At 72.9% G+C, this 17441-nt stretch carries 17 protein-coding genes and 1 pseudogene; 15 read left to right on the plus strand and 3 right to left on the minus strand.

Features of this window, described 5'->3' with window-relative positions:
* The 9 genes and pseudogenes from VGX25_RS08720 to VGX25_RS08760 all read left to right on the plus strand — a co-directional run.
* Nucleotides 1–608: pseudogene (locus VGX25_RS08720) on the plus strand (hypothetical protein); the annotation flags it as partial.
* A 32-nt stretch (nucleotides 609–640) separates the two neighbouring features.
* A complete protein-coding gene (locus VGX25_RS08725; protein ID WP_414635735.1) occupies nucleotides 641–1387 on the plus strand; it encodes a sugar phosphate isomerase/epimerase family protein in 747 nt (248 codons plus the stop codon).
* Between the two features lie 46 nt (nucleotides 1388–1433).
* A complete protein-coding gene (locus VGX25_RS08730) occupies nucleotides 1434–2360 on the plus strand; it encodes a proline dehydrogenase family protein (RefSeq protein WP_326917121.1) in 927 nt (308 codons plus the stop codon).
* A 55-nt stretch (nucleotides 2361–2415) separates the two neighbouring features.
* Nucleotides 2416–3270, plus strand: a complete 855-nt coding sequence (locus VGX25_RS08735) for a thioesterase family protein (RefSeq protein ID WP_326917122.1) — start codon at nucleotides 2416–2418, stop codon at nucleotides 3268–3270.
* A gap of 45 nt (nucleotides 3271–3315) precedes the next feature.
* A complete protein-coding gene (gene proC / locus VGX25_RS08740) occupies nucleotides 3316–4152 on the plus strand; it encodes a pyrroline-5-carboxylate reductase (RefSeq protein ID WP_326917123.1) in 837 nt (278 codons plus the stop codon).
* Nucleotides 4153–4299: 147 nt separating this feature from the next.
* Complete coding sequence (locus VGX25_RS08745; protein WP_326917124.1) at nucleotides 4300–4518, plus strand: helix-turn-helix domain-containing protein; 219 nt, start codon at nucleotides 4300–4302, stop codon at nucleotides 4516–4518.
* 209 nt (nucleotides 4519–4727) lie between these two features.
* Nucleotides 4728–4829 carry a 30S ribosomal protein bS22 gene (locus VGX25_RS08750; RefSeq protein ID WP_018684825.1) on the plus strand — a complete coding sequence of 34 codons (102 nt, stop codon included), beginning with the start codon at nucleotides 4728–4730 and terminating at the stop codon, nucleotides 4827–4829.
* Nucleotides 4830–4984: 155 nt separating this feature from the next.
* The gene (locus VGX25_RS08755; protein WP_326917125.1) at nucleotides 4985–5929 is read left to right on the plus strand and encodes an NAD-dependent epimerase/dehydratase family protein; all 945 of its coding nucleotides are present in this window, start codon (nucleotides 4985–4987) and stop codon (nucleotides 5927–5929) included.
* 2 nt (nucleotides 5930–5931) lie between these two features.
* Nucleotides 5932–6924, plus strand: a complete 993-nt coding sequence (locus VGX25_RS08760) for a lysophospholipid acyltransferase family protein (RefSeq protein WP_326917126.1) — start codon at nucleotides 5932–5934, stop codon at nucleotides 6922–6924.
* Nucleotides 6925–7042: 118 nt separating this feature from the next.
* Here the strand turns inward: VGX25_RS08760 and VGX25_RS08765 are convergent, their stop codons facing one another.
* From VGX25_RS08765 to VGX25_RS08775, 3 genes are all read right to left on the minus strand, one after another.
* A complete protein-coding gene (locus VGX25_RS08765) occupies nucleotides 7043–7936 on the minus strand; it encodes an HAD-IB family hydrolase (RefSeq protein WP_326917127.1) in 894 nt (297 codons plus the stop codon).
* A 96-nt stretch (nucleotides 7937–8032) separates the two neighbouring features.
* Nucleotides 8033–9196: a DUF5667 domain-containing protein gene (locus VGX25_RS08770; RefSeq protein ID WP_326917128.1), complete on the minus strand. Its 1164-nt coding sequence runs from the start codon at nucleotides 9194–9196 to the stop codon at nucleotides 8033–8035.
* An 82-nt stretch (nucleotides 9197–9278) separates the two neighbouring features.
* Complete coding sequence (locus tag VGX25_RS08775) at nucleotides 9279–9959, minus strand: sigma-70 family RNA polymerase sigma factor (protein WP_326917129.1); 681 nt, start codon at nucleotides 9957–9959, stop codon at nucleotides 9279–9281.
* Nucleotides 9960–10204: 245 nt separating this feature from the next.
* On the opposite strand from VGX25_RS08775, the gene VGX25_RS08780 reads away from it, so the two are divergent.
* The 6 genes from VGX25_RS08780 to hemC all read left to right on the plus strand — a co-directional run bounded on the left by VGX25_RS08780 (nucleotide 10205) and on the right by hemC (nucleotide 17321).
* A complete protein-coding gene (locus tag VGX25_RS08780) occupies nucleotides 10205–11728 on the plus strand; it encodes an AMP-binding protein (RefSeq protein ID WP_326917130.1) in 1524 nt (507 codons plus the stop codon).
* 226 nt (nucleotides 11729–11954) lie between these two features.
* Nucleotides 11955–12185, plus strand: coding sequence for a glutaredoxin family protein (locus VGX25_RS08785; protein WP_326917131.1), 231 nt, complete (start codon nucleotides 11955–11957; stop codon nucleotides 12183–12185).
* Between the two features lie 58 nt (nucleotides 12186–12243).
* Nucleotides 12244–13791, plus strand: a complete 1548-nt coding sequence (locus tag VGX25_RS08790) for a molybdopterin-dependent oxidoreductase (protein WP_326917132.1) — start codon at nucleotides 12244–12246, stop codon at nucleotides 13789–13791.
* Nucleotides 13792–14299: 508 nt separating this feature from the next.
* Nucleotides 14300–15064, plus strand: coding sequence for a redox-sensing transcriptional repressor Rex (locus tag VGX25_RS08795; protein ID WP_326917158.1), 765 nt, complete (start codon nucleotides 14300–14302; stop codon nucleotides 15062–15064).
* A complete protein-coding gene (locus tag VGX25_RS08800; RefSeq protein ID WP_326917133.1) occupies nucleotides 15061–16377 on the plus strand; it encodes a glutamyl-tRNA reductase in 1317 nt (438 codons plus the stop codon). Before VGX25_RS08795 ends, VGX25_RS08800 begins: the two co-directional genes overlap by 4 nt.
* Complete coding sequence (gene hemC / locus VGX25_RS08805) at nucleotides 16374–17321, plus strand: hydroxymethylbilane synthase (RefSeq protein WP_326917134.1); 948 nt, start codon at nucleotides 16374–16376, stop codon at nucleotides 17319–17321. Before VGX25_RS08800 ends, hemC begins: the two co-directional genes overlap by 4 nt.
* Nucleotides 17322–17441: the final 120 nt, after the last annotated feature.

Genomic DNA, 17441 nt, shown 5'->3' on the forward strand with positions numbered 1-17441 from the left:
GCTCGGGCTACTACCCGGCGCCGCCCGTGCCCCCGGTGGACAACGGCGGCCCGCGGGAGGCCGCCACCGAGCAGATGCCCAGGGTCCCGCCGGCCGGCCCGCAGCAGTCCGGGGCGTTCCCGCCCGCGCGGATCCCGTTCGGCCACGCCGGCGCCATGCCGCCGGCGCCGCCCCTCGGTCCCGAGGCCAACGGCGACACGCAGGTCCAGGAGCGCTACCCGGACGACTACACCGACTTCGACGTCGAGGACGAGCTCGGGCCGCCCGGCTACCAGGACTACCCGGAGGACGAGGACGCCGACGCCGACGAGTTCGCCGACGACGACGAGCTGGCCGGGGACCGCTCGCCGGCCCGCGAGTGGCTGATCATGGCCGGCCAGGTCGCGGTCAGCGTGGTCGGCGGCGCCGCCGTCTGGCTCGGGTTCAACTGGCTTTGGGGCAAGTTCCCGCAGGTCGCGCTCGGCGCCGCGCTCGCCGTCATCGTCGGGCTGGTGTGGATCGTGCGCAAGATCCGCCGGGCCGACGACCTGCAGACCACCGGTCTTGCCGTGCTCGTCGGGCTGTTCGTCACCGTGTCGCCGGCCGCGTTGCTTCTGTTGAGCCGGTAGTGACGCCGGCGGTCGGCCTCTCAACGGCTTCGGTGTGGCCGCAGAGCGCGGCGACGGCGTTCCGCCTGGCCGCCGACCTCGGCTACGACGGCGTCGAGGTCATGGTCTGGGCCGACCCGATGAGCCAGGACGTGGCCGCGCTGCGCCGCCGCTCCCGGCAGTACCGGGTGCCGGTCCTCGCCGTGCACGCGCCCTGCCTGCTGATCACGCAGCGGGTCTGGTCGCCGGACCCGGAGCAGCGGCTGCGCCGCTCGGTGCGGGCCGCGCAGGAGCTCGGCGCCCCGACCGTGGTGATCCACCCGCCGTTCCGCTGGCAGCGCCGCTACGCCGACGCGTTTCCCGAGCTGGTCGCCGAGCTGGAGAGCGGCAGCGGGGTCGCGATCGCGGTGGAGAACATGTTCCCGGTGCGCCGCTTCGGCGGGGAGGTCTCGGCGTTCCGCCCGTCGATCGACCCGACCGACGTCGGCTACCGGCACTACACGCTCGACCTGTCGCACACCGCGGCGGCGCACGCCGACGCCCTCGAGCTCGCCAAGCGGATGGGTGACGGCCTGGTCCATCTGCACCTGGCCGACGGCACCGGGCTCCCGCGCGACGAGCACCTCGTGCCCGGCCGGGGCAGCCAGCCGTGCGCCGAGCTGTGCGAGGAGCTGGCCGCGAGCGCGTTCGCCGGGCAGGTCGTGCTCGAGGTGAACACCCGCCGGGCCCGCAACTCCGCCACCCGGGCTAAGGATCTCGCCGAGGCGCTGCTGTTCGCCCGCCTGCATCTGGGGCAATGAGCGGAGATCGGCAACAGTTTGCCCGCGGGGACGTACAGTCTGCGGCGTGAATCCGTTGCGCTCGCTGATCCTCGCCGCCGCCGGCAACGAGACGATCCGCCGCGTCGTGGCCACCGCCCCGGTGAGCCGGGACGTCGTCCGCCGCTTCGTCGCCGGCGAGTCCACCGCCAAGGCCGTCGCCGTCGCCACACGGCTGGTGGCCGACGGCCTGACCGTCACGCTGGACTACCTCGGGGAGGACACCACCGACGCCACGCTCGCCGAGCGGACCGTCCAGGCCTACCTTGAGCTCCTGGCGGCCCTGCACGACGAGGGGCTGGCCGAGCGCGCGGAGGTGAGCGTCAAGCTGTCCGCCGTCGGGCAGGCGCTCGACGAGTCGATGGCACTGGACAACGCGTCCCGGATCTGCGCGGCCGCCGACACCCACGGCACCACCGTCACCCTCGACATGGAGGACCACACCACGACGGACTCCACCCTGCGGGTCCTGGCCGAGCTGCGCGCCACCTGGCCGTGGGTGGGCGCGGTGCTGCAGTCCTACCTGCGCCGCACGCTCGACGACTGCACCCGGCTGGCCACGTCCGGCTCGCGCGTGCGGCTGTGCAAGGGCGCCTACGCCGAGCCGCCCGAGGTCGCGTTCGACAGCGCGCACGAGGTCGACCTGAGCTATGTGCGGTGCGCCAACGCGCTGCTGTCCGGGGACGGCTTCCCGATGTTCGCCACGCACGACCCGCGCCTGATCCGAATCATCGGCGAGCGCGCCGCGTTCTACGGCCGCAAGCCCGGCAGCTTCGAGTTCCAGATGCTGTACGGGATCCGGTCCGACGAGCAGCGCCGGCTCGCGCAACTGGGGCACACCATGCGTGTCTACGTACCATACGGTGGCGAATGGTACGGCTATCTCATGCGCCGGCTCGCCGAGCGTCCGGCCAACACCGCGTTCTTCCTGCGCGCCCTGGCCACCCGGGGCTGAGCGGATCTTCAGCCGCCTTTTCGATCCACCGTTCAGACATGGCAGGGTAACGATCATGAGCAGTGTTGCTGGGCAGGGGGACGCGCGCACCCCGGGCGGACCACCGGCCGGCCCGTTCGCGGCCGCCTCCCGCGTCCGTTCGCTCGGTGACGGCACGTTCACCGCGGAGCTTCCCAACACCTGGACCGTCCGCGGCCGCCCGCACGGCGGCTACCTGCTCTCCCTGCTGGCCAGAACCGCGGCCGCGGCGCACAGCGGCGGCTCCGGCGCCCCCCTTGTCGACCCGCTCGCGGTCAGCGCCCAGTTCCTCAACCCGCCGAGCGTCGGCCCCGTCCTGCTGCGCACCGACGTCCGCAAGTCCGGCCGGCAGGCCACCGTCGTGTCCGTCTGCGTCGAGCAGCGCGGCAAGAGCTGCGTCGAGGGCATGGTGACCACCGGCCGGCTGCCCCGCGACCGGGCCGCCTGGTCCGACCTGCCCAACCTGTCCGCAGAACCGCCCGGCAACGCCGTCGACTTCGCCACCCTGCCCATGGCCTCGGCCTTCAAGCTCACCGCCGCCTGCGACGTCCGCATCGACCCCAACGGCGCCGGCTTCCTGCACGGCCACGTCGGCGACCCGCTGCGCCTGCGGTTATGGGTCCGTCCCCGCGCCGAGCCCGTCGATCCCCTCTTCGCGCTGGTGGCCGCGGACGTCCACATGCCGCTCACCTACAACCTCGGCCGCTTCGGCTGGACCCCCACCGTCCAGATGACCGCCCTTGTCCGCTCCCGTCCCGCCCCCGGCTGGCTGCGCGTCCTGGTCGAGTCCCGCGCCGTCTACGGGGCCTGGTTCGACTCCGACGCCACCGTCCTCGACTCCACCGGCCGCCTGGTCTGCCAGGCCCGCCAGCTGGCCCTTTCCGCCCGATAACGGGGTGTCACACGGCGCTTCGCCCGCTCTGGCACGCTAATGCGCATGGATGGGTATGAGGGCGCCGCCGAGCCGGTGATCGCCGTGCTGGGGGCCGGCAAGATCGGCGAGGCGTTGCTGTCCGGGCTGCTCAGCGGCGGGCGGCGGGTGGACGACCTGATGTTCACCGAGCGGCATGCCGAGCGGGCCGCGGAGATGACCACGCGGTACGGGATCAGGGCGGTGGACCTGCCGACGGCGGCCAAGGAGGCCGACGTGCTGGTGGTGGCCGTGAAGCCGCAGGACATCGACCCGCTGCTGGACGAGCTGGCGCCGGTGGTCAGCCCGCCGACCCTGGTCGTGTCGCTGTGCGCGGGGCTGCCGACGGAGCTGTTCGAGCGGCGGCTGCCGGCCGGCGTGCCGGTGGTGCGGGTCATGCCGAACACCCCGGCGGTCGTCGGGCAGGCGATGAGCGCGATCTCGGCCGGCGGGCACGCCGGGCCGGAGCACCTGGACGTCGTGGAGCGCGTGCTGTCCGCGGTCGGCAAGGTGGTGCGGGTGCCCGAGTCGCAGCAGGACGCGGTCACCGCGCTCTCCGGTTCCGGGCCGGCGTACTTCTTCTACCTGGTCGAGGCCATGATCGACGCGGGCATCCTGCTCGGGCTGCCGCGGAACGTGGCGGAGAAGCTGATCATTCAGTCGGCGGTGGGGGCGGCCACGATGCTGGTGGAGACCGGCGAGCACCCGGTCACGCTGCGTGAGGCGATCACCTCGCCGGCCGGCACCACGATCATGGCCATCCGGGAGCTGGAGCGGCACGGGGTGCGGGCGGCGCTGCTGGCCGCGATCGAGGCGGCCCGGGACCGGTCCCAGGAGCTGGGCCGGGCCCACCGGATCGACTAGGAATCACCTGCCCGGGAGCGATTAACCCGAACTGGCGTCGCATCAGTCACACGTGTCACGCTACTCTCTACTGAAGCACGTGCGTGTCCGTTCCGTCGGTGGGGAAGCCGACGGCGCGACACGTGTCTAAAAGGGACGCGGTGACTCATGCCGGCGAAGAAGAGGGACAAGGACCCGCCAGGGGTTGGCCAGGTGCAGTTCCTGACCGTGGCCGAGGTGGCCACGATGATGCGGGTTTCCAAGATGACCGTCTACCGCCTGGTCCACAACGGAGAGCTTCCCGCCGTGCGGGTCGGCAAGTCGTTCCGCGTGCCGGAGAAGGCCGTGCACGCCTACCTGGAGGGCGCCTACTTCGACGCCGGCTAGGTGCGGACGCGGCGGGTGGGTCGCCCTCGCGGGAGCGACCAGAAGGCTGAGGCGGGTGCAGGGCCTCAAGAGCGCGCGGGTACCCTAAACGATCGTTGTGCCTGGTGCTCCTGCACGCGCCGTGACCTGCCTCCCGCGGTTGAGTGGTCGTTGCTGCGCCGGAGCGCTACGAGCAGCCGCGACCACCGACGACAGCGAAGGATCCCCGCATGGGCTCAGTCATCAAGAAGCGCCGCAAGCGCATGTCCAAGAAGAAGCACCGCAAGCTCCTGCGCAAGACCAGGGTGCAGCGCCGCAAGCTGAAGAAGTAGCCGCGCAAACGGCCCGTGTGAGCTGCGTTAAGACCCCGTTGCCAAGGGCCTTTCCGGCATTCCGGCGGGTACAGTCGCACGAAGCAGCGCTGCTGGGGGCAAGCCCCCAGACCCCCACCGAGGCTCAGCCCCGGACCCCTTTTCCGAGGACCCGCATGACCCCCAACGTCGTCCTGGTTACCGGCGTGGGTGGCTATCTCGGTGGCAACGTGGCCGCACGTCTCGCCGCCAACCCGGACATCGAACGCGTCATCGGCGTGGACACCGTGCCGCCGCGCGGCGGCACGGGCCGTGCCGCGTTCGTTCGCGCCGACATCCGCAACCCGCTGATCGCCAAGGTGATCAACTCGGCGCGCGTGGACACCGTCGTGCACGCCGCGCCCCGCCGGGCGCAGCACAAGGAGCTGACCGTCATCGGCACCATGCAGCTGCTCGCGGCCTGCCAGCGCTCGCGCGCGGTGCGCAAGCTGGTGGTGCGCTCGACCGCGGCGGTGTACGGGGCGAGCTCGCGCTCCCCGGCCGCCTTCACCGAGGACGACGCCCCGCGCGACCTGCCGGCGTCCGGCTACGCCAGGGACGCCGCCGAGGTGGAGGGTTACGTCCGCGGGTTCGCCCGCCGCCGCCCGGACGTGGTGACCACCACGATCCGGTTCGCCGATCTCATCGGCGCGGACGTGGACAGCGTGATCACCCGCTACTTCGCGCTGCCGGTGGTGCCGACCGTGCTCGGCTTCGACGCCAGGGTGCAGTTGCTGCACGGCGACGACGCGCTCGCCGTGCTCGAGCGGGCCACGCTGCGCGATCTGCCCGGGGTCTACAACGCCGGCGCGGACGGCGTGCTCATGCTCTCGCAGGCGATCCGCCGGGCCGGCCGGGTGCCGCTGCCGGTGCCCAGGCCGGCCGTTCCGGTGCTCGCCAAGCTGTTCCCCGGTACCAGGGCGGCGGACTTCTCGCCGGATCTGGTGCGGTACCTCAACTTCGGCAGGGTGGTGGACACCGGCCGGCTCAAAACGATCTTCGGGTTCGCCCCGAGGTGGACCACCGCCCGCGCGTTCGACGACTACGTGCGCGGCGGCGGACTCCGGGTGGAAGGTAGCTGAGAATGCAGCAGGCACAGGTGATTCCGCTCCAGCGGGGGGATCGCCGGACGATCGGCGCGCCGGCGGCACCGCGCCGCCGGGCGCTCGAACCGTCCGGCGTACCCGTCGAACCCACCCCGCTGCATCCGCTGCGTGCGCCGTCCCCGCCGGCCCACGGGCTGCAGCGCCGGATCGCCGGCGCGGTCGGCTTTCTGCGCCGGCGGATCACCGGCGACTACCCGGTCGACGAGTTCGGGTTCGACCCCGAGCTGACCGACGCCGTGCTCCTGCCGCCGCTGCGGTTGCTGTACGAGAAGTGGTTCCGGGTCGAGGTCGGCGGCGCCGAGCACCTGCCGCCGCACGGCGGCGCGCTCGTGGTGTGCAACCACTCGGGCACGCTGCCGCTGGACGCGGTGATGACCGCGATCGCCGTTCACGACAACCATCCCCGGCGCCGGCACCTGCGGATGCTCGGCGCCGACCTGGTGTTCGCCACCCCGCTGCTCGGCGCCCTCGCCCGCAGGTCCGGCCAGACGCTGGCCTGCACCTCCGACGCCGAGCGCCTGCTCACCGCCGGCGAGCTGGTCGGCGTGTGGCCCGAGGGGTTCAAGGGCATCGGAAAGCCGTTCCGGGACCGGTACAAGCTGCAGCGGTTCGGCCGCGGCGGTTTCGCCACGGCCGCGATCCGCTCCGGCGTGCCGATCATCCCGTGCTCGATCGTCGGCGCCGAGGAGATCTATCCCAAGATCGGCGACCTGCGCCCGCTCGCCCGCCTGCTCGGCCTGCCCTACTTCCCGGTGACGCCGCTGTTCCCGCTGCTCGGCCCGCTCGGCGCCATCCCGCTGCCGTCCAAGTGGCACATCGAGTTCGGCGAGCCGATCCACCCCGGCGAGGACGACGACCCGATGGCCGCGTTCAACGTGGCCGACCAGGTGCGCGAGACCATCCAGCAAACCCTCTACCGCCTACTGGCCCAACGCCGCAGCCCATTCCCGTTCCGCCTCCCCGGAATTTGATGCGGTCGTTGCGTTCCAGCGAACGGTGCGGACATCCGATCGATTGTGGCTGGGTGCCGTCACGTTCCCCTGAGGTTCCGTTGGTAGGCACGAACCATCTCAGCACTGACAATCGGCCCTAGGAGGCATGCTCGCGCTTGCGGTAGGCGAGGCCGACGGCCACCGCGCCGGCGACCGCGCCCGCGCCGAGCACCGACGGGACGCCGATCTTGGCGGCCTTGCGCCCGGTGCGGAAGTCGCGGATCTCCCAGCCCCGCCTGCGGGCGATCTCACGCAGCCCGCTGTCCGGGTTGACCGCCACGGCGGTGCCGACCACCGACAGCATCGGCACGTCGTTGGCCGAGTCGGAGTACGCGGTGCACCGGCGCAGGTCCAGCCCCTCCCGGGCGGCGAGCGCGCGGACCGCGTGCGCCTTGGCCGGGCCGTGCAGCATCTCGCCGACCAGCCGTCCCGTGTACACGCCGTTGACGTGCTCGGCGACCGTGCCGAGCGCGCCGGTCAGCCCCAGCCGGCGCGCGATGATCGTGGCCAGCTCCACCGGCGTCGCGGTGACCAGCCAGACCCGCTGCCCGGCGTCCAGGTGCATCTGGGCGAGCGCGCGGGTGCCCGGCCAGATCTTGTCGGCCATCAGCTCGTCGTAGATCTCCTCGCCGAGCTCGTTGAGCTCCCGCACCGTATGACCGGCCACAAAGGACAGTGCCTGCTCGCGGCTGGTGCGGATGCCGTCCTGGCTCTCCTTGCCCGCCACCCGGAACCTCACCTGCTGCAAGGCAAATCGGGCCAGATCGGAGTTGGTGAAGAACTTCCGCGCCGCCAGCCCACGGGCGAAATGGAAGATCGACGCCCCCATCATCATCGTGTTGTCCACGTCGAAGAACGCCGCCGCCGTCAGGTCGGCCGGCACCGGCTCGGTGGGCTCGGCGTGCCCGATGACGTACGCGGCCTCCGCCGACGCCTCGCCCGCCACCGCGGCCAGCCGGGCCAGCTCGGTGACCTTCTCGTCCCGCGACACCGCATCGCCTCCCGGTGACTCCACACCCAGCGTGGCTAACCACAGCCTAGCGAGGGTCCACGACGCCCGAGGCCGCGCCGAACTTCCGTGCCGGGGTCAGCCAATACGGATTCCGGGTAGGCCGGGGAGCAGCGGGGGCACGGTGACCGTGGGTAGCGGGAGGGGGACGACGACCTCGGGCGGGGTCGAGGGATCCGTGGTGCCCGGAGGTGTGGTGGGCGAGCCGGCGGGGGGCGGGACGGCCGGGACCGACACCGAGGGGACCGGCTGGCCGGGCAGTGGCGGGGTGGGAAGGGCGTCCGGCAGCTCGGTCTGCGTGGGGACGCTCGGCGTGTGACCCGGGGAGTCCGGGGCGGTGCCGCCGGTCGGTGCGGAGACCGGCGGCACCGTGGCGCCCGGTATCCGTTCGCAGGCGCCGGTCGCCGGGAGGGCGCCGACGTCGTCGAAGGAACCGGTCGTGATCTGGTAGCACTGCATGCGGGCGAGCAGCGCCGCGGAGCGGGTGGTGATCTTGGACAGCAACCCGAGCGTGGCGGCCTGCCGGTTGCGGGCGGCGCTTGGCAGGCGGTCGGCGACCGAGTCGAGGCGGCCGGCCTGCTGGGCGGCCCAGGCCCGGAGGGATTCGAGCTGGCGGCCGTCGTTGCGGGTGGCGAGGGCGATCAGCTGGCGGGAGCCGGCGGCGGCGTCGTTGTCGAAGTCGCTCAGCGCGGTGAGGTAGCCGCCGACCGGGGCGTCCCCGGGGTCGGGGTAGCGCTGGGCGAGGGTCTCGATCTCGTTGACCCTGGCGGAGGCGAACTCCAGATGCCTCAACGCCTTCGGTTCGTCGCCGAAGGTGAGGCCAAGGGAGGCGGCCTCCGCGGTGCGCTTGACGCCGTAGAGCGCGTCGCCGGGCAGGGCGTCGCGGGCGAGCAGGAGGCTCATCCCGGCAAGGGAGAACACCAGGGCGAGCAGGGCCAGCGCGGCGATGGCGAACCGGCCGCGCGCGCCGGCCCCGGGTCTCGGGAGATCTCCGGGGCGCGCGCTGCCTCGGTCGGCCCCGCTCGGCCGGTTGCGGGGGGCGCGCGGGCCGCGCGGGGTGGTCGGCGGGCGGGCGCCGGAGTCGGACGGGGCGAGCTCGGCCAGGATGCGCCGGCGCATGCGGTCCTTCGCCCGCGCGTCGGGTGCGGTCAGCGGGGCGAGGGTGCGCACGAGGCGGACTACCGCCTGCTCGCCGTCGTCTCTCGGTCCGTCCGGCCCGGGAGGCGCTGTTCCCCTATCCACGATCCTGCTCCGGTTGCGAAGGGTCGATGAGGATCTCACGACCTCGCTGTGTGAAACGAATGCTCAGGTCCATGGTTACGGCTCACCGCAGCTCGGTGGGCAGCAGCTGGGCGAGCCGGCGGACGGCGCGGTGCTGCAGCGCCTTCACCGCCCCCTCGTTGCGGTTCATGATCTCCGCGGTCTCGGCGACCGAAAGGCCATGCAGGAACCGGAGCACGATGCATTCGCGCTGGTCGTCGCCGAGCTGCTCGACGCACTCCAGCAGCGCCGCGGTGGTGACCTTGGACATCACCTGCTGCTCCGGTCCGGCGTCCACCCGGTGCGAGTCGTCCACCTCGGCGGTGGCCACCTCGAGCCGGAACCGGCTGGACTTGACGTGGTCGAGGACCAGGTTGCGGGCGATCGTGACGAACCAGGCGCCGACGTCGCGGCCCTGGTAGCTGACCGAGGTGATCCTGCGCAGCGCCCGCAGGAAGGTCTCGCTGGTCACGTCCTCGGCCAGCTCGCGGTCGCCGACCCGGAACAGCACGTAGCGGAACACCACGTCCACGTACCGGTCGTAGAGCTGGGCGAACGCCGACGTGTCGCCGGCCTGCGCGGAGTGCACCAGGTCCCAGGAGTCGCCCGGCTCCCTGGCCTCCGGCACCTCGGGTACCTCCGAGTCCGTGGTGCGGTCGGCACCGTTCGGCGACCCGACCGGCGCCAGCCCCGGCTGGGCTGGGTGCTCCGGCAAGGCCGCGCTCGACCGCACCTGGCGCGTCATGGGGCGGCCGTGCTCCCGCGCCCGCACGACGGAGAGGCCATGATCACTCCTCGTCGGTCCTCCGAGCGGCCGCACCACCGCCCGGAGCCGTAGGCAGCATACGTGTGGTTACTTCTTGGTAGGTAATGGTGCGGGGAACTCCGTGATATGACACGTCACGTAGTTAACCGTGACGTGGTGAGCCATGACACACTGCGGCCCGAAAGGGCTGGAGGTCCGCACGAAAGTCGCGAAAGTAGGGTCCGATGGCAGACGCGCTGACCGGCAACGTTGCCGATCTTGTCACCGAAGCCGCCGGGAGAGCGCCGGAGCATCCCGCGCTGGTGGACCAGCCGGCCGGCTCGTCCCTGACCTGGCGCCAGGTCGATGACGCGGTCAACGCCTACGCCGCGCGGGTGCTCGAGGCCGGGCTGCGGCCGGGGGACCGGGTGGCGGTCGCGCTCGGCGGCGGCGCCCGGCTGTGCGTGGCGCTGTTCGGCGTGCTGCGGGCCGGCGGTGTGCTGGTGCCGCTGTCCACCGACCTGCCGGAGCCGGAGCTGCGCCGGGTGCTGTCCGACAGCGGGGCGCGGCTGATGATCGGCTCTGGTCCCGACGACGGCCCGGCGTCGCTGGCGCCGCCCGACCTGGACGCCCCGGCCGGGGGCGCGCCCGCGCCGGACGGGTCCGCCCGCGGCGGGGAGGACCTCGCCGTGCTCTGCTACACCTCGGGAACGGCCGGCGTGCCGCGCGGCGTGATGCTCTCGCACCGCGCCCTGCTGTCCAATGTGGAGCAATGCGCGGCGCTGCGGCCGGCGCCGGTCAACGCCACCGACCGGGTGCTGCTCGCCGTGCCGCTCTACCACCTATACGGGCTCGGGCCGGGCCTGCTGCAGGTCGCCGCCGCCGGGGCCACCGCCGTGCTCATGGACCGGTTCTCCACCGAGGGCGCGCTGGAGGCGTGCGAGCGGCACCGGGTCACCGCGATGGTCGGGGTGCCGCCGATGTACCAGGCGTTCAGCGGGGTCGACGGCGAGCGGCTGGCCAGCGCCCTGGCCAGCATGCGGCTGCTCACCTCGGGCGCCGCGCCGCTGCCGGGGCCGGTGCTGGCGGCCATCCGGCAGGCCACCGGGCTGTCGGTGTTCGAGGGCTACGGCCTCACCGAGACCGGGCCGGTGCTGACCTCCACGCTGGTCGGCGGGTACGCCAAGGCCGGCTCGGTCGGCCGGCCGATCCCCGGCGTGGAGCTGCGTCTCGTCGACAGCGACGGCCGGCCGCTGATCTCGATCAGCGATCCGGACGAGCCGCTCGACGAGCTGGACGAGGGGGAGGAGAGCGAGACCGGCCTGGTGTCGGTGCGCGGCCCGAACCTCTTCAGCGGCTACTGGCCGGACGGCGCGCACGGCCCCGACGAGGAGGGCTGGTTCCGCACCGGCGACGTGGGCTACCTCGACGCCGACGGCGACCTGCACCTGGTGGACCGGGCCAACGACCTGATCATCGTCAACGGGTTCAACGTGTACCCGCACGAGGTGGAGCGGGTGCTCGACGAGCTGTCCGAGGTGGCGGAGTCGGCCGCGGTCGGCGTGCCGGACGAGCGCACCGGCGAGCGGGTCAAGGCCGTGGTGGTGCTGCGGCCGGGCGCCGAGCTGACCGAGCAGGCCGTGCGCGAGCACTGCGAGCAGCGGCTGGCCAAGTTCAAGGTGCCGGACGTGGTGGAGTTCGTCGACGCGCTGCCGCACTCGGTCACCGGAAAGCTGCGGCGGGCCAGCCTGCGGGGCACCCCGGCGTGAAGCTTGTGGAATGCCTGGCGAGGGAGTCGGCCCACCGCGACGAGGGGCGAGCGGAGCTTGCGGAGCGAGCCATCGATACTCCTGCGGCTCCGAGGAACGAGGAGACGCAGGCTTGGCCGAGGAACGAGGCCTGCCCGAGGAGCGGTCCGGTGACCCACCACCCAAGGTGACCCACGACCACGGCCGACATTCCCGAGCCGGAGGGAACAGCGTGAAGGTGACGCTCATGAGCCGGCGGGACTGTCCCGCCTGTGCCGACGCCGAGGCGGACATCCGGCGGATCTGCGGGGAGCTCGGTGTCGAGTGGACGGTCGAGGACGTCGACGCCGACCCCGAGTGGCGCGCCGAGTACGGCGATCGGGTCCCGGTGATCCTGATCGACGGGGCCGAGCACGGGTACTGGCGGGTGGAGGAGGGTCGCCTCCGGGCGGCGCTCGGCGGCCGACCGTTGCGGTAAGGGAGCGGTAAGCCCGCTTCGATTGAACTTTCCGCTCCCCGGCGGCGAATCTTGACATGTGGAGCCCGAACCTGAGGTCTCGCCGAGGCTGAGCGCGCCGGTTGCCGTCCTGATCGGGGTGCTGGCGGTGGCGGCCGCGCTGGCCGCCGGGCACGTGGTCGCCGGGCTGGTCGGGCCGAGCGCGTCGCCGTTCCTCGGGGTCGGCAACACCGCGATCGACCTGGCCCCGACGCCGGTCAAGGACTGGGCGATCGCCACCTTCGGCACCAACGACAAGCTCGTGCTGATGCTCGGCATGGCGGTCGTGCTGCTCCTGCTGGCCGGCCTGGCCGGGCTGCTGTCCCGCCGGCGCTCCTGGCCCGGCGTGACGCTGGCCGCCGCGGTCGGGGTGCTCGGTTTCCTCGCCGTGCTTGCCCGTCCGGACCTCGGTCAGCTCGGCATCCTCGCGCCCGCGGCCAGCCTGATCACCGGTGTGCTGGTGCTCCGCTGGCTGCACGGCCTCGCGCTGGCCAGGGCGGGTGCGGATACCCCGACCGACGACTCGCGCCGGGTGTTCCTGCGTACCTCGGCCGGGGTGGCGGTCGGCGCCGGCGTGCTCGGCGGTGGTGGGCAGCTGCTCGCCGTGCGGGTGGACGTGGAGGGCTCGCGGGCCGCGGTCGGTCCGCTCACCGCGGCCGACCCGGCCCCGCCGGTCCCGCAGGGCGCCGACTTCGCGCCGAACGGCACGCCCCGGTTCCTCACCAGCAACCGGGACTTCTACCGGATCGACACCGCGCTGACCGTGCCCCGGCTGCGGGCCGAGGACTGGCGGCTGCGCATCCACGGCCTGGTCGACCGGGAGGTCAGCTTCGACTTCTCCGACATCCGCAACCGCCGGCTCGTCGAGCGTCCGGTCACGCTGACCTGCGTGTCCAACGAGGTGGGCGGCGACCTGATCTCCAACGCCAACTGGATCGGCGTGCCGCTGCGTGAGCTGCTCATGGCGGCGGGCGTCAAGCCCGGCGCGGACCAACTGATGTCCACCAGCGTCGACGGGTTCACCGCGGGCACCCCGGTCGATGCGCTGCTCGACCCCGATCGCGGGGCGCTGCTGGCGATCGGGATGAACGGCGAGCCGCTGCCGGTCGAGCACGGCTTCCCGGCCCGGATGGTGGTGCCGGGGCTGTACGGCTACGTGTCGGCCACCAAGTGGGTCACCGACATGGAGCTGACCCGGTTCGACCGGAAGGAGGGCTACTGGATCCCGCGCGGCTGGGCGCAGAAGGCCCCGATCAAGACCCAGTCGAGGATCGACAGCCCGCGCCGGGACGCCGCCGTGCCGGCCGGGCGGCTGGTCGTGGCCGGCGTCGCGTGGGCGCAGCCGGTCGGCGTCGGCCGGGTCGAGGTGCGGCTGGACGAGGGTCAGTGGCAGCAGGCCGAGCTGGCCACCGAGGTCAGCCCGCACTCCTGGCGGATGTGGCGGGCCACCGTCGAGGTGTCCCGCGGCGAGCACCGGGTGGAGGTGCGGGCCACCGACCGGACCGGCCGCACCCAGACCGAGCAGTTCGCGCCGCCCGCCCCGGACGGCGCCACCGGCTGGCACTCGGTGCCGTTCTCGGCGTCCTGATCGGCCGAACGGGCCGCGAGTCGGCCGCCGGTGTCTGGATCCACGAGCAGCGCAGGGAGCGAGCGCCGGTGAGCGGCCGAGCGGCGCAGGAGGGAAGACGCCGGATCAAGGCCGCGAGCCGCCCGAGGGTGGAACGAGCGAGGGCAATTGAACGCGAGTCGGCCGCCGGTGTCTGGATCCACGAGCAGCGCAGGGAGCGAGGGCCGGTGAGCGGCTGAGCGGCGCAGGAGGGAGGACGCCGGATCAAGGCCGCGAGCCGCCCGAGCGAGGAACGAGCGAGGGCAATTGAACGCGGTGCGACATCCACTCCAGCGGCGCTCGTCCGGCTCGAGGTGTCATTGGTTATGTGCCCTGGCCGGCGACTTTGTGCATGTGTTCACAAGCGGCTACCGTGTTCACATTCCAGGGGCGAGTTCTGTCGAGGAGTTTCGGCGTGGCGCAGCGTGGCCAACGTGATGGGGTCGGCGGCACACCCCCGGCACCGACCGACGCGGAAGTCACCACGCCCATGCCCGCCGTGACCGACGGCGCCGCCTTCGACGCCGCGGTGCCCGCCGCGCGCGACCGCGCGCGGGCGATCCCCGAGGCCGCGGTCGCCCGGCTCGCGGTGTACCTGCGGGTGCTGTCGGCCATGCAGGAGCAGGGCGCGAGCGCGGTGTCCAGCGAGGAGCTGTCCGCCGCCGCCGGGGTCAACGCGGCCAAGCTGCGCAAGGACCTGTCCTACATCGGCTCGTACGGCACCCGGGGCGTCGGCTACGAGATCGCCGTGCTCATTGATCAAATCGAACGGATCCTCGGCCTCACGCGTGCACATAGTGTGGCTGTCGTGGGGATCGGAAACCTCGGGCACGCGCTCGCCAACTACGGCGGGTTCCCCAGCCGTGGCTTCCCGGTGACGGCGCTGTTCGATGTGGACCCCGACCTGATCGGCGTGCCGGTCGGCGGGCTGCCGGTCAACCACATCGACGACATCGTGCGCGTCTGCCAGGAGCGCGAAGTTTCCATTGGGGTTATTGCCACCCCGCCGGCCGCCGCCCAGGCTGTGTGCGACCGGTTGGTGGAAGGCGGCGTGGAGTGCATTCTGAACTTCGCGCCGGTGGTCCTGCAGGTCCCGGACACCGTCGAGGTTCGCAAGGTCGACCTGGCCGTTGAGCTGCAGATCCTGTCCTTCCACGTGGCTCGCAGGGCGGACGGGGCCGGCCCAGCCCCCGAGGTCAACGGGGTGGCGTCGGCACTCGACCGCGGTGTGGACGGGGTGGTGATCCGCGGATGAGTGTCCTGGCAGTAGGCATATCGCACCGCACGGCCGACCTGCGGGTGCTGGAGCGGGTGACCGTTCCTGCCGAGGAGGCCGGCAAGGTCCTCGACGAGCTGCTGCGCCGCGACGCGGTCACCGAGGCGGTGCTGATCTCGACCTGCAACCGGGTCGAGGTGTACGCGGTCGTGGAGGCGTTCCACGCTGGGCTGGCCGACATCGTCAACGTCCTCGCCCGGCACGCCGGGGTGGACGCCGGCGCGCTCTACGAGCACATCTACGTGCACTACGCCGCGGCCGCCGCCGAGCACCTGTTCACCGTGGCCGCCGGGCTGGACTCGATGGTCGTCGGCGAGTCGCAGATCCTCGGCCAGGTGCGCGCCGCGTACAACGCCGCCCGCGCGGCCGGCACGGTCGGCCGCGCCCTGCACGAGCTGATCCAGCAGGCGCTGCGGGTCGGCAAGCGGGTGCAGGCCGAGACCGGGCTGGACCAGGTCGGCCGGTCGGTGATGTCCGAGGCGCTTGCCGACGCCGACGCCGCGCTCGGCGGGCTTGCCGGCCGGCGCGCGCTGATCGTCGGCGCGGGGGCGATGGGCGGGCTGGCCGCGGCCGCGCTGCGCCGGGCCGGCATCGGTCACGTCGCGATCGCCAACCGGACCGAGGCGAACGGGGCCCGGCTGGCCGCGTCCCTCGCCGAGCAGGGCGTGCCCGCCACCGCGGTGGGCGTCACCGGGCTGCGAGCCGAGATCGACAAGGTGGACGTGCTGGTGTCCTGCACCGGCTCGACCGGCCTGGTGATCACCGACGGCATGGTCGCCGCCCGGCCGGCCGACCGCCCGCTGGTGGTGTGCGACCTGGGGCTGCCGCGCGACGTCGACCCGGCCATCGCCGGGCTGGCCGGCGTGACGCTGGTCGACCTGGCGAGCCTGCAGCGCCGGCTGGACGACTCGGCCGGCGGTCCGGACACCCGCGGGGCCGGCGCGATCGTCGCCGACGAGCTGCGCGCCTACCTGGCGACCCAGCGGTCGGCGGAGGTCACCCCGACGGTCACCGCGCTGCGCAGGCGCGCGGCCGAGGTGGTCGACGCCGAGATGCTGCGGCTGAACTCCAAGCTGCCCGCCCTCGACCGCGAGGTGCGCGAGGAGCTGGCCAGGACCGTGCGCCGGGTGGTGGACAAGCTGCTGCACACGCCGACGGTGCGGGTCAAGGAGCTGGCCTCCGGCCCGGCCGGCGCCAGCTACGCCGACGCGCTGCGCGAGCTGTTCCAGCTCGACCCGGACGTGCCCTCCGTGATCACTCGAGCGTCTCAAGTGGACGGTGAGACTGGGTGAGGGTCATCAGGATCGGCACCAGGGGCAGCGCCCTCGCGCTCGCTCAGACCGGGATCGTTGCCGAGGCGCTGGAACGGACCGGTACGCGTGTCGAGATCGTCACCGTGTCCACGGCCGGCGACCGCTCGTCCGCGCCGATCGCGGAGATCGGCATCGGGGTGTTCACCTCGGCCGTGCGCGACGCCGTGGCCGACGGCACGGTGGACGTCGCCGTGCATTCCTACAAGGACCTGCCGACCGCGCCGGATCCCCGGGTGTCGCTGGCCGCCGTGCCGCCGCGGGCCGACCCGCGGGACGCGCTGGTGGCCAGGGACGGGCTGACGCTGGGCGAGCTGCCGGCCGGGTCGCGGGTGGGCACCGGCTCGCCGCGCCGCGCCGCCCAGCTCGAGGCGCTCGGGCTGGGGTTGGAGATCGTGCCGATCCGGGGCAACGTGGACACCCGGATCCGCAAGGTCACCGAGGGCGAGCTGGACGCCGTCGTGCTGGCGAGGGCCGGGCTGGACCGGATCGGCCGGCTGGACGTGCAGACCGAGGCGCTGGACCCGATCCAGATGCTGCCGGCCCCCGCCCAGGGCGCGCTGGCCGTGGAGTGCCGGGTCGACGACGTGGACACCGAGCACCTGCTCCGGTCCACTTTGGACGACGAGGCGACCAGGGCGGCGGTCACCGCGGAGCGCACCATGCTGGCCGCGCTGGAGGCCGGCTGCAGCGCGCCGGTTGGAGCTTTGGCCGAAGTGGTGGAGGATCTGGCTGGAGACGGAACGGTGGTGTACCGGCTGTCCCTGCGCGGGGTCGCCGCCGCCGGCTACGGAGCGGGTCAGGCCGTCGAGTTGGTCCGTGCGTCGGCCGTCGGTGACCTGACCGGGGCGGAGCGGCTCGGCCGATCGCTGGCCGCCGAGTTGCTCGAGCTCGGGGCCGGCGTGCTGTCCGGCCCGGAGTCATGAAGAGGTAGAGGCTTATGCAAAGGAGTGGCGGCAGCCATGGTGACCACCGAGCGCGCCGGTGCCGAAAGGACTGCGTCGCGCAGAATCGCATAAGGCTCGTAGTTGATAGGAAGTGGCTTG

Origin of the sequence: Actinophytocola sp. (assembly GCF_035942955.1) — a bacterium.
Taxonomy (GTDB): Bacteria; Actinomycetota; Actinomycetes; order Mycobacteriales; family Pseudonocardiaceae; genus DASYTH01.